Genomic DNA, 14750 nt, shown 5'->3' with positions numbered 1-14750 from the left:
AACTGACCTCTCCTCTGCTCACGCTGACGTCTCCTCTGCTCATGGCGGTGGAACACCGTGCTCGCGACGGCGCATTCCCCATGATGGCGCGGGCCACCGACATTGCGCCGAGCGCGCAACCCCGTGGGCACAGACCGGACCGGCGACCGCGACGCCGGACGGAGGGGTGTTCAGCGAGACAGCAGCCCTGCGAGGCCGTGCAGCAACCGCCCCTGGGCCTCGCGTTCGAGGCGCAGCTGGGTGTCGCGATCGGTCGACGCCGCGCTGTGCAGCAACGGTTTCAGTTCGCGCAGGGCGGCCTCGGGGGCAGCCAGGAGGGCGGCCACCAGGTCGGCCGTCGTGGCCTCGAGGGCCTCCACCGGCACGGCGACGTTGGCCAGCCCGATGGCGACGGCCTCGGATGCCCCCACGAAGCGGCCGGTGGCGCAGATCTCCAGCGCCCGCGCCACGCCGACGAGCGACACCAGGGGCGTCGTCCCGGCCAGGTCGGGCACCAGGCCGAGCGAGGTCTCCCTCATGGCGAACTGCACGTCGTCGGCCACCACCCGCAGGTCTGCCGCCAGCGCCAGCTGGAACCCGGCACCGATCGCGTGTCCCTGGACGGCGGCCACGACCACCGCCGGCACCGCGGCCCAGGCCGAGAACCCTCGCTGGAAGTCCTCGATGACCTCTGCGGCAGCCTCGGCACTGTCGGCCGCCATCGCGATCATGTCGACCTCACCCGGGACCCCGCCCGGGGCGAGCATGCCCCGGTCGAGCCCAGCCGAGAACGAGGGTCCCTCGCCGCGCAGCACGACGACTCGCACAGAGGGGTCGAGGTCCGCCGCAACGGCTGCCAGGGCCGCCCACAGGCTGGGCGTCTGGGCATTGCGACGGGCCGCGTTGTCGAGGCTCACCGTGAGGACGGCGCCGTCGCGCGTGACGGTCAGGTGCGGGTGGGGCTTGGCTGCATCGCTCACGCGGGCAGGCTATCCGCCCTCTCCAGGACGCTGTCCGCCCGTTCCAGCACGAGGTGCGCCACGGCGGATGTCTGAGCCAGGGCCCCCGCCACCATGGACACCCCGGCGCGTCCACAGTGCTGCGCCATCCGGTCGCGCAGGATCCCCTCGGCGACCATGAACGACACCACCACGGTCCGGTCGACCTCGTCGGGGAGCCGTCGCAGCACCTGGTCGATGCTCGAGCCACCCTCGAGCGCTGCCACGCCCCACGGACCCCACCCCTCGCGGGGGTGTTCGGCAAGGGTGCGTCCCACGGTGGCGACGGCGTCACTGTCGCTGGAGCCCGCGGCATACAGGAGCACGGCGGTTGTGGGATCGGGCGAAATCCCTTGTGCGGCAAGGAGTTCCTCGGCTGCGTCGAGCAGCAGCTCGTGCGGGCCGAGTGGGGACGCGAGGGACACCTGTGAGCCGGAGGCCTGCGTCAGGTCGTCGACGGCCGTGGGCACGTCGACCTTGGCGTGGAAAGCGGGGGTGAGCAGCACCGGCACGACGACGGCGTGCGTGCCGAGGGCCACTCCCGCGTCCTTCGGGCTGGGCGGGTGGTGGTCGAGGTATGCCGTGTGGACCGGCCGGTGCGGGACCAGCGCGCGGACGTGCGTGGCGAGGGCTTCGACGCCCTGGGCGTGCCGTGGGTCCGGCGACCCGTGCGCCAGCAGGACGATGTCGGATTCGGTGGTCACGCGGGTGACGCTACTCCCCCGACAGGTCGCCGAGCCGGTCCCGCAGGCTGACGACCTGGCCCACCACCACAACCGCGGGGGCCCGCACTCCGGCCGCCACCGCGTCGCGGGCGGCATCGGCAAGCGTGGTGGTCGTCGTGCGCTGTTCCGGGGTCCAGCCGCGTTCCACCAGCGCCACCGGAGTGTCGGCGGGGCGGCCGGCGGCGATCAGGGCCGCGGCCGTCTCGGCCAGCCGGGTGACGCCCATGAGCAGCACGAGCGTGGCGTCGGGAGCGGCATCGGCCGCTGCGGCCAGCACGTGCTCGGCGCCTTCGTGGGCCGAGGCCACGACGAAGGACGCTGCTATCCCGCGGTGGGTCACGGGTATTCCTGCGGCGGCCGGCACCGACACCGCGGAGGTCACCCCGGGGACGACTTCCACGGGGACACCGTGCTCGACGCAGTGCAGCGCCTCCTCCCCACCACGGCCCAGGACGAACGGGTCGCCGCCCTTGAGGCGCACCACCCGCTTGCCGAGCTGGGCGTGGTGGACCAGGAGCTCGTTGATGCGGGACTGGCTGACGGGGTGGTTGCCGGGGGTCTTGCCGACGTCGATGACCTCGACGTCGGCCGCCACGGTGCTGAGCAGCCCGCGCGGGCCGAGCCTGTCGGTCACGATCACATCGGCAGCGGCCAGGAGGGCGCGACCACGGACGGTGATGAGGTCGTCGGCGCCGGGCCCGCCACCGACGAGGGCCACCCTGCCGACCGCAGCGGGCGCGCCTTCCCCGGAGCCGTCACGCCGGACCCGACGCACCGGGAGGGTGCCGCTGTCGAGGGCGGCCAGCACGGCGTCGCGGACCGCGGTCGCGCGGCGGGGGTCGCCACCGGCGCTGACGGCGACGACGAGCCCGTCGCTGGCCGTGCCGATGGCTCCCCGCGCCACAGCAGGTGTCCAGGCGGTCGAAGCCGTGGCGTCGTCGGCCCGGACGCACCAGATGCGCGCCGCATCGGCCTCGCGGGCGACCTGGGCGTCGACGAGCGGGTCGCCGGTCGCCGTGTGCACCAACCACGCGGGGTCTGACGCCGCCGACGACKACTCTGAAGGATCCTCCGGGTCCTGGCCCGGACGAACCTTCAGAGTCAGGTCGCCGGGCAGGTAGTCGCGCTCCTGCCAGTCGACACGCCCGGCCGAGACCAACGCCGCCAGGTCCTCGCAGACGAACGGCGCGATGAGGTCCACCGTTGCCCCGGCCTCCAGAAGTCCGGCGGTGCGGCGGGCGGCTACCGGCCCGCCCCCGACGACGACCACCCGGCGCCCCGTCAGGTCGAGCGTCAGGGGGTAGCTGGGCGCCGTCATCAGATGCCCTCTCCGACGTTGCGGTCCGGGGCGTCGGCCATGCCCGCCGCCAGGGTCGAGCCGTCGGCCTCGTCGATCAGCAGGAAGGAACCGGTGCGGCGCAGCGCTCGGTAGTCGTCGACGGCGATGTCGTCGGCGAGGCGGATGCGGACCCGGCCGATGGCGTTGAGTGCCAGGCCGTCGGGCGCGGCCCGGTGCTCCATCGTCGCGATGTCGAGCTGGTCCACGATGTCGTCCACCAGCGCACGCACGGTGCGGGTTCCGACACGCAGCAGGACGCGGTCGCGCTGGCGCAGGGGGCGTTCGGACAGCACCGCCACGGTGCCTGCGAGGTTGCGCGTCGTCAGGCTGGGTTCGTCAGCGGTGGCCAGCAGGTCCCCGCGCGAGACGTCGATGTCGTCGGTGAGGCGCAGCACCACGGACTGGGGGGCGAACGCCACCTCGAGCGCCTCGAGGGAACCGTCCCCACGGGCCCGGTCGATCCCGGCCACGGTGGTGCGGCCACCGCCGGGCAGGACGACGACCTCGTCGCCGGGGCGGACCACGCCGGAAGCCAGCCGACCGGCATACCCGCGGTAGTCATGGTGCTCGGCACTCCGGGGACGGATGACGTACTGGACCGGCATGCGCAAGGGCTGGGCCGAGGGATCGGTGCCGACCGGCACCGACTCCAGGTGCTCCAGCAAGGTAGGTCCGGTGTACCACGCAGCGCGGTCCGAGCGGTCCACGACGTTGTCGCCGAACAGGGCGGAGACAGGCACGGCCGCGACGTCCTCGATGCCGAAACGCGTTGCGTGACGGGCGAACTCGGCGACGATGTCGTCGAAACGCTGCTGCGACCAGTCGACGAGGTCCATCTTGTTGACGGCGACCGCCACGTGACGGACTCCCAGCAGCCCCGTGACCGCGAGGTGACGCCGCGTCTGCTCGACGACGCCGTGCCGGGCGTCGATCAGGATCAGTGCCAGCTCGGCGGTCGAGGCTCCGGTGACCATGTTGCGGGTGTACTGGACGTGGCCGGGAGTGTCCGCGAGGACGTACGACCGGGTCGCCGTCGAGAAGTAGCGGTAGGCCACGTCGATGGTGATGCCCTGCTCCCGCTCAGCCCGAAGGCCGTCGGTGAGCAGCGCGAGGTCCGCGGCATCGAGGCCCCGCTCGCGGCTGACCCGCTCGACCGCGTCGAGCTGGTCGGCGAGCACCGACTTGGTGTCGTAGAGCAGCCGCCCGACCAGCGTCGACTTGCCGTCGTCGACCGAGCCGGCCGTCGCCAGCCGGAGCAGGTCGTGGCGGCGCGCCGGGGCGGACGGGTCCTCGACGGTGGTCACCGGTGTCTGTGCTTGGGTCGTGGCCATCAGAAATACCCCTGCTTCTTGCGGTCCTCCATGGCGGCCTCGGACATCCGGTCGTCGGCCCGCGTCGCACCGCGCTCGGTGAGCCGCGACGCCGCCAGCTCGAGGATCACGCCGGCCACGTCGGTGGCGTCGGAGTCGACCGCGCCGGTGCAGCTCATGTCGCCCACGGTGCGGTAGCGGACGGTGCGGGTCTGGACGCCCTCCCCCGACTTCGGCCCACCCCACTCGCCCGGGGCGAGCCACATGCCGTCGCGGGCGAACACCTCGCGCTCGTGGGCGTAGTAGAGGTCGGGCAGCGCGATGCCCTCACGCTCGATGTAGCGCCAGACGTCGAGCTCGGTCCAGTTGGACAAGGGGAAGACGCGCACGTGCTCGCCGACCGCGTGCTTGCCGTTGTAGAGGTCCCACAGCTCCGGCCGCTGGCGGCGCGGGTCCCAGGCGCCGAAGGAGTCACGGAGGCTGAACACGCGCTCCTTCGCGCGGGCCTTCTCCTCGTCGCGTCGCCCGCCTCCGAAGACGGCGTCGAACTTGCCGGCCTCGATCGCGTCGAGCAGCGGCACCGTCTGCAGCGGGTTGCGCGTGCCGTCGGCGCGCTCGCGCAGCCGGCCGTCGTCGATGTAGTCCTGCACGTGGGCCACCACGAGTCGCACTCCCAGCCGCTCGACGGTGGCGTCCCTGTAGTCGAGCACCTCGGGGAAGTTGTGCCCCGTGTCGACGTGCAGCAGGGCGAAGGGCAGCGCCGCCGGAGCAAAGGCCTTGAGCGCCAGGTGCACCATGACGACCGAGTCCTTGCCACCGGAGAAGAGGATCACCGGGCGCTCGAACTCCCCCGCGACCTCGCGGAAGATGTGGATCGCCTCGGACTCGAGGTGGTCCAGGTGGTCAAGGGTGTACTCGGCGGGCAGCGCCCGCGCGGCAGTGGTCGTCGTCATGTGTGCAGCCCGCATTCGGTCTTGTCCTTGCCTGCCCAGCGGCCGGCTCTGGCGTCCTCGCCCACGGCGACGGGACGGGTGCAGGGCGCGCAGCCGATCGAGGCGTAGCCCTCCTGCCGCAACGGGTTGAGGAACACCCCGTGCTCCTCGACGTAGCGGTCCACGTCGTCGTCGGTCCACCCCGCGATGGGGTTGAGCTTGACCATCTCGCGCCGCTCGTCCCACCCCACGATGCCGATGTCGGTGCGGGTCGGGGCGTCCACCCGTCGCATGCCGGTCACCCAGGCCTGGTGCGTCGAGAGGGCCCGGTTGAGCGGCTCGACCTTGCGCATCGCGCAGCACTGGTCGGGGGCGCGGTCGTGCAGCTTCTCGCCGTACTTCGCGTCCTGCTGGGCCACGGTGAGCAGGGGCAGGATGGTGCGGATCGTGATGGGCAGCATGGCTTCGTAGGCGTCGCGGGTGCCCAGCGTCTCGGCGAAGTGGTAGCCCGTGTCGAGAAAGAACACGTCGGCGCCCGGGATCGTGGTGCCCACGAGGTGCACCAGCACCTCGTCGCCCATCGACGAGGCGACCGTGAGGTGCTCGCCGAACGTCTCCTGCGCCCAGCGCAGGGACTCACGGGCCAGCTCCACACGGTGCTCGTATGCCGCGTCGCCGGACGTCTCGACGCCGCTCGCCTCGAGCGCGGCGAACCGGGCACCGCCCTCGTCGGCCAGTGCGCGCAGCGCGTCGGCTGGGCGGGTGTCGCTGGTGACGGCGGTCATGGCTTACCTCCCTGCAGCTCGGCTTCCTCCCGGAGGCGGCCCGGGATCCGGGTGGTGTCGAGGGCGGCCAGCTGGACCGTGAACACCCGGGCGCACGCGTTGCAACGCCAGCCGCCCCGGGGCTCTTCCACCGGACGCAGGTCCTCTTCGGCGCAGAACGGGCAGTAGTAGATGACGCCGGCGCGGGGCTCGTCACTCATCGGAGGTCGTCCTCCTCGGCGCGATGGGCCCAGTGCGCGAACGACTCCTCGCCCTCTCGCTGCGCGACGAACCGTCCCGCGAGCCGTTCGACGTACTCGGGCAGGTCCTCGGCGCGCACCTTGAGGGCACGGGTCTTGCGGGCCAGCTGTGGCTCGGTGCCGAGCCCGCCGCCGAGGTGGACCTGGAAGATCTCGACGAGGTTGCCGTCGTCGTCGGTCTGGACCATGCCCTTGAGGCCCACGTCGGCGACCTGGGTGCGGGCGCACGAGTTCGGGCAGCCGTTGATGTGGATCGAGAACGGCACGTCGAAGTCGGGCAGCCGACGCTCCATCTCGGCGATGACCGTGTGGGCCCGGGCCTTCGTCTCCACCAGGGCCAGCTTGCAGAACTCGATGCCGGTGCAGGCCATCAGGCCGCGCCGCCACTCGCTGGGCGAGGTCGGCAGGCCGACGTCGTCCAGGCCCGCGGTGAGCGCCGCGACCTCACCCTGGGGGACGTCGAGCACGAGCAGCTTCTGGTGGGCGGTGAGCCGCACGCGACCCGAGCCGTGGCGCGAGGCCAGCTCCGCGACGGCATACAGGGTGGTGCCGCTCACGCGGCCGGCGATGGGGGCGACCCCGACCCAGAAGCTGCCGTCCTGCTGGGCGTGCACGCCGACGTGGTCACGACGGTGGGCGGACGGCGGAAGCGGCGCGGGCCCGTCGGTGAGGGTGCGGTCGAGGTACTCGGTCTCGAGGACCTCGCGGAACTTCTCCGGGCCCCAGTCGGCCATCAGGAACTTCAGCCGGGCACGGTTGCGCAGCCGGCGGTAGCCGTGGTCGCGGAAGATCGAGACGACGCCCTTCCAGACCTCGGGCACCTCGTCGAGCGAGACCCACACGCCGAGGCGCTGGGCGAACATCGGGTTGGTGGACAGTCCCCCACCGACCCACACGTCGAACCCGGGACCGTGCTCGGGGTGCTGGACACCGACGAACGAGATGTCGTTGACCTCGTGGGCGACGTCCAGGCTCGGGCTGCCGGAGATGGCGGTCTTGAACTTGCGCGGCAGGTTGGAGAACTCGGGGGTGCCGATGTAGCGCTCGAGGATCTCGCGCACGGCGGGGCTCCCGTCGAGCACCTCGTCGGCGGCGATGCCGGCCACCGGGGAGCCGAGGATGACGCGAGGGGTGTCGCCGCAGGCCTCGGCCGTGGTCAGGCCGACGGCTTCGAGGCGCTTCCAGATCTCGGGGACGTCCTCGACCCGGATCCAGTGCAGCTGGATGTTCTGCCGGTCGGTGATGTCGGCCGTGTCACGCGCGAACTCGGTGCTGATCCGGGCGACCGTGCGGAGCTGGTCGCCGTCGAGCGCGCCGCCGTCGCTGCGGACCCGGAGCATGAAGAACTCGGCGTCGAGCTCGCTGGGGTCGAGGGTGGCGGTCTTGCCGCCGTCGATGCCGGGCCGGCGCTGGGTGTAGAGCCCCCACCAGCGCATCCGCCCACGCAGATCCTCGGCCGAGATGGAGGCGAACCCCTCCTTGGAGTAGACGTCCTCGATCCGCGCTCGCACGTTGAGGCCGTCATCGGCCTGCTTGAACTCCTCGTTGGCGTTCAGTGGCGTGCGGTCGCCGTCGGCCCAGGCGCCAGTGGCCTTGCCTGCCTGCCGCTGGGGGCGCGTGGGGGTCTGCGTCACCCAACCATTGTGCCAATCCTGTTATGGATTGCATAACCGTCCATTATTCGACCTCAATGCCCACCCGCCAAGCAGGGATTCCTCACCTCTGCTAGCAGCATTTCGCTCGCTCAGCAGAGGTCGCAACGTGCGCTGAGACGCCCAAGGTCTGCTAGCAGACTTGAGGGGTCAGGCGAGGGAGATCAGGTCGAGGTAGTCCTGGCCCCAGTGGTCCTCGACCCCGTCGGGCAGCAGCAGGATGCGCTCGGGCTCGAGCGCCTCCACCGCGCCCTCATCGTGGGTGACGAGGACCACCGCACCCTTGTAGGTGCGCAGTGCGCCGAGGATCTCCTCGCGCGACGCCGGGTCGAGGTTGTTGGTGGGCTCGTCGAGCAGCAGCACGTTGGCGCTGGAGACGACCAGCATGGCCAGCGAGAGCCGGGTCTTCTCGCCACCGGACAGCACGCTGGCCTGCTTGTCGACGTCGTCGCCGCTGAACAGGAACGACCCGAGGACCTTGCGGACCTCGGTCTCGCCGAACGAGTCGGGCGCGGCCGACTTCATGTTGGACAGGACCRTGCGCGTGACGTCGAGGTTCTCGTGCTCCTGGGCGTAGTAGCCGAGCTTGAGGCCGTGGCCGGGCTCGACCTGGCCGGTGTCGGGGGTGTCGACTCCCGCGAGCATGCGCAGCAGGGTCGTCTTGCCGGCACCGTTGAGGCCCAGCACCACCACGCGGGACCCTCGGTCGATGGCCAGGTCGACGTCGGTGAAGACCTCCTGGCTGCCGTAGGACCGGGACAGGCCCGAGGCGCGAAGGGGCGTGCGACCGCACGGCGCAGGATCCGGGAAGCGCAGCTTGGCGACCTTGTCGCTGGTCCGCTCCCCCTCGACGCTGGCCATCAGCCGCTCGGCGCGCTTGATCATGTTCTGGGCCGCGACCGCCTTGGTGGCCTTGGCCCGCATCTTCTCGGCCTGCTCCATCAGGGCGGCGGCCTTCTTCGTGGCGTTGGCGTACTCGCGCTTGCGGGCCCGCTCGTCGGTCTCGCGCTGCTGCAGGTAGGGCTTCCAGCCGACGTTGTAGAGGTCGAGCTCGCCGCGGTTGCCGTCGAGGTGGAAGACCCGGTTGACGACGGCGTCGAGCAGCTCGACGTCGTGGCTGATCACCACCAGCCCACCCTGGTAGCCCTTGAGGTAGTCGCGCAGCCAGCCGATGGAGTCGGCGTCGAGGTGGTTGGTCGGCTCGTCGAGCAGCAGCGTGGCGGCGCCGGAGAACAGGATCCGCGACAGCTCAACCCGGCGGCGCTGTCCACCCGACAGGGTGCCCAGAGACTGGCCCAGGACCCGCTCCTCGAGCGACAACGCACTGGCGATGGTCGCAGCCTCGGACTCCGCGGCATACCCGCCCTGGGCGGTGAACTCACCCTCGAGGCGCGAGTAGCGACGCATGGCCTTGTCTCGGGTCTCGTCGTCGGCGCTGGCCATCGCGCCCTCGGCCTCGCGCATCTGCCTGATGATGCGGTCGAGACCGCGGGCCGACAGGATGCGGTCGCGGGCCAGGACGTGCAGGTCACCGGTGCGCGGGTCCTGCGGGAGGTAGCCCACCTCGCCGGTGGAGGTCACCGAGCCGGCCGCGGGCTGTCCCTGCCCCGCCAGCACCTTGGTCAGGGTGGTCTTGCCTGCACCGTTGCGGCCCACGAGCCCGACCCGGTCTCCGGCGGCGATCCGGAACGTCGCGCCGTCGAGCAGGAGCCTGGACCCAGCGCGCAGCTCGATCCCACTGGCGGCAATCACGACGGAACTCCAGACATCACAGGTGGGGGTGGGCGCTCCGACGAGTTGCGGTTGCGCCGCTCAGGGGCTGAGATCACTAGTCTAACCGGCAGAGTTGTCCGACCAGTACAGCTGCACGGGGGCACCCACGCCCCCACGACCGCGGAGGCCAGATGAGCTTCAACGACGACGTCAAGATCGACACCTCCGGGGTCGGGTCCGGCGGCAGTGGCGGCGCTCCCGGTGGTGCGGTGGTCGGCGGCGGCATCGGCGGCATCATCCTGCTCATCATCGCCTTGATCTTCGGGATCAACCCGAGCGACCTTCCGACCAACCCCGGTGGCGGCTCCGCCGATCAGGGTTCGGTCCAGCCAGGCGGGACGGAGGACGCTGCCGCGTTCAAGGACTGCAAGACCGGAGCGGACGCCAACAAGAGCGACGAGTGCCGGGTCGTCGCCACGGTCCAGTCGCTCAACGTCTTCTGGACGAACGAGCTCAAGCGGTACAAGCGCGAGTACACGCCCGCCAAGACGATCGTCTACAACGGGTCCACCCAGTCGGCCTGCGGCACGGCGTCCAACCAGGTCGGCCCGTTCTACTGCCCGCTCGACAAGCAGGTCTACATCGACGTCAGCTTCTTCGAGATCCTCTCGACCCAGTTCGGGTCCAGCAGTGGCCCCCTGGCGCAGGAGTACGTCGTGGCGCACGAGTACGGCCACCACATCCAGGACATCCTCGGGCTGCTCGACGAGGCCCAGAAGGACCCGAAGGGTGAGCAGAGCGGCGGCGTCCGCATCGAGCTGATGGCCGACTGCCTCGCCGGTGTGTGGGCCAACCACGTGACCGAGACCAAGGGTGAGAGCACCAAGGGCGGCGAGGTGGCGTTCCTGAAGCCGCTGACCGACCAGGACATCAAGGACGCCCTCTCGGCGGCATCGTCGGTCGGCGACGACCGCATCCAGGAGAAGACCCAGGGCCGGGTGAGTCCCGAGTCCTGGACGCACGGCTCGGCCGCCGCGCGCCAGAAGTGGTTCACCACCGGCTACGAGACGGGCGACCTCAACCGCTGCGACACCCTCACCGCCGCCACGGTCGAGTGATCCAGCCGGACACCTCGGGTGACCCAGCCGGACACCTCGGGTGACCCAGCCGGACACCTCGGGTGACCTAGCCGGACACCTCGTCCAGCCGCTGGAGGAGGTCGTGGGCGGCCAGCTCGACGTCCTTGTGGCGCCACTCCGACGCACGGTAGACGCACGCGATGAGCGCCGTCCGGTGGACCCGGCGGAGGTCGCCGGCCACGAACGCGTAGCGCGCCTTGGTCTCGTCATTGGCGCCCTCGGTCAGCCCGAGGTGCCAGGCGGCGTAGTCGTCCCACGAGTGGTGCTCGAGGTACGCGTTCTGCGCCTCGGCGTCCGGCTGCACCTCGCCCCAGTCGCTGTCGAGGACGTACTGCTTCTTGTCGATCAGGTCACGCAGGTGGGCGACGGCATCGGGGTTCACGGCGTACTTGGCCATGCCCCCATGGTGGTTGAGCCCGGGCGATGTCGCCACCGGATCACGCCACCGGGTCACGCCACCGGGTCAGGCCTCGGGGTCGTCCTGGATCGTGATGCGCACCGCACGGCCACGGTAGAGCGCGTCCTCGAGGACGGCCCGACGAGGGTCGGGCAGGTCGTAGAGCTCGCGGCGTGGCAGGGCGTCGAGGTGGGCGAGCCGCACGTCGTCCAGGACCGCGCGGACCAGCGCCTTGTCGCCGCCGACCACCAGCCCAGCGGGTATGCCGCGCGGCAGGATCCTCAGCGTGTGCTCGGCCACCGCACGGACCAGCTCGTCGGCCTGGTTGCCACGTCGCCGGGCGAAGCGCTGCTGGGACCAGCCTCCGGCGGCCGTGCGTGACTGCACGTGTCGCGTGCCCACCTTGGACTCGGTGAACCCCGCCCCGCGTGCCAGCCCCACGGCATACCCACCGCGTCGGATGAGCAGCACGCCCAAGGGGTCGTGCGAGAACTCCTCACGTCCCGTGATGCGCTGGGGCGACGCGGAGTCCGCGTTGTTGGCGGCAAACCGCTCCAGCCAGCCGTCAAGCCGTTCAGGGGCGACGTCGACGACTCTCGGCCTGGGACCGGTCAGAGGTTGAACCCCAGGGCGCGCAGCTGCTCGCGACCGTCGTCGGTGATCTTGTCGGGGCCCCACGGCGGCATCCAGACCCAGTTGACGCGGTAGGACGCGACGAGCCCCTCGAGGGCCTGCTGCGTCTGGTCCTCGATGACGTCGGTCAGCGGGCAGGCCGCCGAGGTGAGCGTCATGTCGAGGACTGCGTGCTTCTGCGCGTCCACCGTGATGCCGTAGACCAGGCCGAGGTCGACGACGTTGATCCCGAGCTCGGGGTCGACGACGTCGCGCATGGCCTCTTCGACGTCCGCGACGTTGGGGGAGGCTGTGGTCGTCTCACTCATGACTTGTCCTTGCTGGTTGCCGTGTCGGTACTCGTGCTGCTGGTCGTGCTGCCGTTCGTGTCACTGCTGTTGGTGTCGTGGCCTGCCTGGTGCAACGCGTCGGTGAAGGCCATCCATCCCAGCAGAGCACACTTCACCCGCGCTGGGTACCTGCTGACCCCCGCGAAGGCGACCCCGTCACCGATGACCTCCTCGTCGCCCGGGTCGGCCCCCTTGGAGGTGAGCATCGTGCGCATCGCCTCGTGGGTGGTCATCGCCTCGGCGAGGGTGTGCCCGATGACCTCGTCGGCCAGCACACTCGTGGACGCGGTGGAGATGGAGCAGCCCAGCGCGTCGTAGGAGATGTCCTTGACGACGGCGCCGGCGCCGCTGCCCTCGACGTGCACGCGGAGCGTCACCTCGTCACCGCAGGTCGGGTTGACGTGGTGGACCTCGGCCTCGAAGGGCTCGCGCAGCCCGGCGTGCAGAGGGCGCTTGGAGTGCTCGAGGATGAGCTCCTGGTAGAGGTCCATCAGCTCGCCACCCCGAAGATCGCCGGGACGCGGTCGAGGGCGTCGAGCATGGTGTCGACCTCGGCCGGGGTGTTGTAGGCCGCGAGCGTGGCGCGAGTCGTCGCAGTCACGCCCATCCGGCGGTGCAGCGGCCACGCGCAGTGGTGTCCGACGCGGACGGCGACGCCCTGGTCGTCGAGCACCTGCCCCACGTCGTGGGCGTGGACCCCCTGCACGTCGAAGGCGACGGCACCGACCCGGTCGACCGCCTCGGCGGGGCCGACGATGCGCACCCACGGCCGCTGCGCCAGACCGGCCAGGAGACGCTCGGTCAGCGCGTGCTCGTGGGCCGCGATGCGGTCCAGGCCCAGCTCGTCGAGGTAGTCGATGGCGGCACCGAGCCCGACGGCCTGCGCCGAGTTGGGCGAACCGGCCTCGAACCGCTGGGGCGGCGGGGCGTAGGTGGTCGTCTCCATCCGCACGGTCTCGATCATCGAGCCGCCGGTGATGAACGGTGGCATGGCGTGCAGGAGCTCGCCGCGACCCCACAGCACCCCGACCCCGGTCGGACCGAACATCTTGTGGCCGGAGAAGGCCGCGAAGTCGACACCGAGGTCGGCCACGTCGACCGCGAGGTGCGGCGCCGACTGACAGGCATCGAGGACCGTGAGGGCACCGACGGCCCGCGCGGCGGAAGCGAGCTCGCGCACCGGGTTGATGGTGCCGAGCACGTTGGAGACATGGGTGAACGCGAAGACCTTGGTGCGTTCGGTGAGGAGCTCACCGAGGGCCGGACCGTGCACTCCGTCGAGGTCGAGCCGCCCGTCGTCGGTGACCCCGATCCAGCGCAGGGTCGCGCCGGTGCGCCGGGCGAGCTCCTGCCAGGGCACGAGGTTGGCGTGGTGCTCCATCTCGGTGACGAGGATCTCGTCACCCTCGCCGAGGTCGAGGCGTGGGTCCTTGACCTGTCCCGCGACGGAGTTCGAGAAGGCGTAGGCCACGAGGTTGAGCGACTCGGTGGCGTTCTTCGTGAACACCACCTCGTCGTCCGCTCCCCCGACGAACCGCGCAGCCTTCGCGCGGGCGCCCTCGTAGGCGTCGGTGGCTTCTTCGCTCAGCTGGTGCGCACCGCGGTGCACCGCGCTGTTGACCTGCTCGCTGAACGCGCGCTCGACGTCGAGCGCACCGGCATACCGCTGCGACGTGGCACCAGAGTCGAGGTAGACCAGCGGCTTCCCGTCGCGGACGGTGCGCGACAGGATCGGGAACCCGGCCCGGATGCGGGCCAGCTCCCCGTCGCTGAAGGTCGTTGCGCTCATGGCGTATGCCGCGTGGCTGGGCGTGGCGCTCAGGCCTGGGTGGCGAGGTAGCGGTCGTAGCCCTCGGACTCGAGGCGGTCGGCCAGCTCGGGGCCACCCTCCTCGACGATCCGGCCGTCGACGAAGACGTGCACGAAGTCGGGCTTGATGTAGCGCAGGATCCGCGTGTAGTGCGTGATGAGCAGGACGCCGACCTCGCTGTTCTCCTTGGCGCGGTTGACACCTTCGGAGACGACGCGCAGGGCGTCGACGTCCAGGCCGGAGTCGGTCTCGTCCAGGATCGCGATGGACGGCTTGAGCAGCTCCATCTGGAGGATCTCGTGCCGCTTCTTCTCGCCACCGGAGAAGCCCTCGTTGACGTTGCGCTCGGCGAAGGTGGGGTCCATCCGCAGGGCCTCCATCGCGCCCTTCATGTCCTTGACCCAGGTGCGCAGCTTGGGAGCCTCGCCGTCGATGGCGGTCTTGGCGGTGCGCAGGAAGTTGCTGACCGTCACGCCGGGGACCTCGACGGGGTACTGCATGGCGAGGAAGAGCCCGGCGCGGGCGCGCTCGTCGACCTTCATGGCCAGGACGTCCTCACCGTCGAGGGTGACGGTGCCGCCGGTGATCGTGTACTTGGGGTGGCCGGCGATCGAGTAGGCCAGCGTGGACTTGCCCGAGCCGTTGGGGCCCATGATCGCGTGCGTCTCACCGGACTTCACGGTGAGGTCGACCCCGCGCAGGATCTCCTTGGTGCCGTCCTCGACGGCGACGGTGACGGTCAGGCCACGAATCTCAAGTGTTGCCATGGG

The 14750-nt window shown here is 70.9% G+C and carries 16 protein-coding genes; 1 reads left to right on the top strand and 15 read right to left on the bottom strand.

What is annotated here, in order from left to right:
* Positions 1 to 170: 170 nt before the first annotated feature.
* The 9 genes from AC1DVZ_RS01795 to AC1DVZ_RS01755 form a co-directional block, all read right to left on the bottom strand.
* Positions 171 to 959 carry an enoyl-CoA hydratase/isomerase family protein gene (locus AC1DVZ_RS01795; RefSeq protein WP_477616468.1) on the bottom strand — a complete coding sequence of 263 codons (789 nt, stop codon included), beginning with the start codon at positions 957 to 959 and terminating at the stop codon, positions 171 to 173.
* Positions 956 to 1681, bottom strand: coding sequence for a sirohydrochlorin chelatase (locus AC1DVZ_RS01790; RefSeq protein ID WP_477616467.1), 726 nt, complete (start codon positions 1679 to 1681; stop codon positions 956 to 958). Before AC1DVZ_RS01790 ends, AC1DVZ_RS01795 begins: the two co-directional genes overlap by 4 nt.
* A gap of 10 nt (positions 1682 to 1691) precedes the next feature.
* Positions 1692 to 3023 (bottom strand): uroporphyrinogen-III C-methyltransferase, encoded by a 1332-nt coding sequence (gene cobA / locus AC1DVZ_RS01785; protein WP_477616500.1) that lies wholly within the window; start codon positions 3021 to 3023, stop codon positions 1692 to 1694.
* The gene (locus tag AC1DVZ_RS01780; RefSeq protein WP_477616466.1) at positions 3020 to 4372 is read right to left on the bottom strand and encodes a sulfate adenylyltransferase subunit 1; all 1353 of its coding nucleotides are present in this window, start codon (positions 4370 to 4372) and stop codon (positions 3020 to 3022) included. Before AC1DVZ_RS01780 ends, cobA begins: the two co-directional genes overlap by 4 nt.
* Positions 4372 to 5304 (bottom strand): sulfate adenylyltransferase subunit CysD, encoded by a 933-nt coding sequence (gene cysD / locus AC1DVZ_RS01775; RefSeq protein ID WP_477616465.1) that lies wholly within the window; start codon positions 5302 to 5304, stop codon positions 4372 to 4374. The genes AC1DVZ_RS01780 and cysD overlap by 1 nt, the downstream gene beginning before the upstream one ends.
* Positions 5301 to 6068: a phosphoadenylyl-sulfate reductase gene (locus tag AC1DVZ_RS01770; protein WP_477616464.1), complete on the bottom strand. Its 768-nt coding sequence runs from the start codon at positions 6066 to 6068 to the stop codon at positions 5301 to 5303. Before AC1DVZ_RS01770 ends, cysD begins: the two co-directional genes overlap by 4 nt.
* On the bottom strand, positions 6065 to 6268 hold the full coding sequence (locus AC1DVZ_RS01765) for a hypothetical protein (protein ID WP_477616463.1): 204 nt from the start codon (positions 6266 to 6268) through the stop codon (positions 6065 to 6067). Before AC1DVZ_RS01765 ends, AC1DVZ_RS01770 begins: the two co-directional genes overlap by 4 nt.
* Complete coding sequence (locus AC1DVZ_RS01760; protein ID WP_477616462.1) at positions 6265 to 7941, bottom strand: nitrite/sulfite reductase; 1677 nt, start codon at positions 7939 to 7941, stop codon at positions 6265 to 6267. The genes AC1DVZ_RS01765 and AC1DVZ_RS01760 overlap by 4 nt, the downstream gene beginning before the upstream one ends.
* Positions 7942 to 8109: 168 nt before the next feature.
* The gene (locus AC1DVZ_RS01755) at positions 8110 to 9711 is read right to left on the bottom strand and encodes an ABC-F family ATP-binding cassette domain-containing protein (RefSeq protein ID WP_477616461.1); all 1602 of its coding nucleotides are present in this window, start codon (positions 9709 to 9711) and stop codon (positions 8110 to 8112) included.
* Between the two features lie 152 nt (positions 9712 to 9863).
* Between AC1DVZ_RS01755 and ypfJ the strand changes: the two genes are divergently transcribed.
* Positions 9864 to 10790 (top strand): KPN_02809 family neutral zinc metallopeptidase, encoded by a 927-nt coding sequence (gene ypfJ / locus AC1DVZ_RS01750; RefSeq protein WP_477616460.1) that lies wholly within the window; start codon positions 9864 to 9866, stop codon positions 10788 to 10790.
* A gap of 67 nt (positions 10791 to 10857) precedes the next feature.
* On the opposite strand, the gene AC1DVZ_RS01745 is transcribed toward ypfJ, so the two are convergent.
* The 6 genes from AC1DVZ_RS01745 to sufC form a co-directional block, all read right to left on the bottom strand.
* Positions 10858 to 11208, bottom strand: a complete 351-nt coding sequence (locus AC1DVZ_RS01745) for a hypothetical protein (RefSeq protein WP_477616459.1) — start codon at positions 11206 to 11208, stop codon at positions 10858 to 10860.
* 66 nt (positions 11209 to 11274) lie between these two features.
* On the bottom strand, positions 11275 to 11886 hold the full coding sequence (locus AC1DVZ_RS01740; RefSeq protein ID WP_477616458.1) for an acVLRF1 family peptidyl-tRNA hydrolase: 612 nt from the start codon (positions 11884 to 11886) through the stop codon (positions 11275 to 11277).
* The gene (locus tag AC1DVZ_RS01735) at positions 11820 to 12149 is read right to left on the bottom strand and encodes a metal-sulfur cluster assembly factor (protein WP_477616457.1); all 330 of its coding nucleotides are present in this window, start codon (positions 12147 to 12149) and stop codon (positions 11820 to 11822) included. Before AC1DVZ_RS01735 ends, AC1DVZ_RS01740 begins: the two co-directional genes overlap by 67 nt.
* Positions 12146 to 12661, bottom strand: a complete 516-nt coding sequence (sufU, locus tag AC1DVZ_RS01730; RefSeq protein WP_477616456.1) for a Fe-S cluster assembly sulfur transfer protein SufU — start codon at positions 12659 to 12661, stop codon at positions 12146 to 12148. Before sufU ends, AC1DVZ_RS01735 begins: the two co-directional genes overlap by 4 nt.
* Positions 12661 to 13959 (bottom strand): SufS family cysteine desulfurase, encoded by a 1299-nt coding sequence (locus AC1DVZ_RS01725; protein WP_477616455.1) that lies wholly within the window; start codon positions 13957 to 13959, stop codon positions 12661 to 12663. The genes sufU and AC1DVZ_RS01725 overlap by 1 nt, the downstream gene beginning before the upstream one ends.
* A 29-nt stretch (positions 13960 to 13988) precedes the next feature.
* The gene (gene sufC / locus AC1DVZ_RS01720) at positions 13989 to 14747 is read right to left on the bottom strand and encodes a Fe-S cluster assembly ATPase SufC (RefSeq protein WP_477616454.1); all 759 of its coding nucleotides are present in this window, start codon (positions 14745 to 14747) and stop codon (positions 13989 to 13991) included.
* Positions 14748 to 14750: the final 3 nt, after the last annotated feature.

This window comes from Pedococcus sp. P2_E5, from assembly GCF_056403895.1.
The sequence above is the reverse complement of the archived record's forward strand: the minus strand, read 5'-3'. Positions and strand labels throughout refer to the sequence as shown.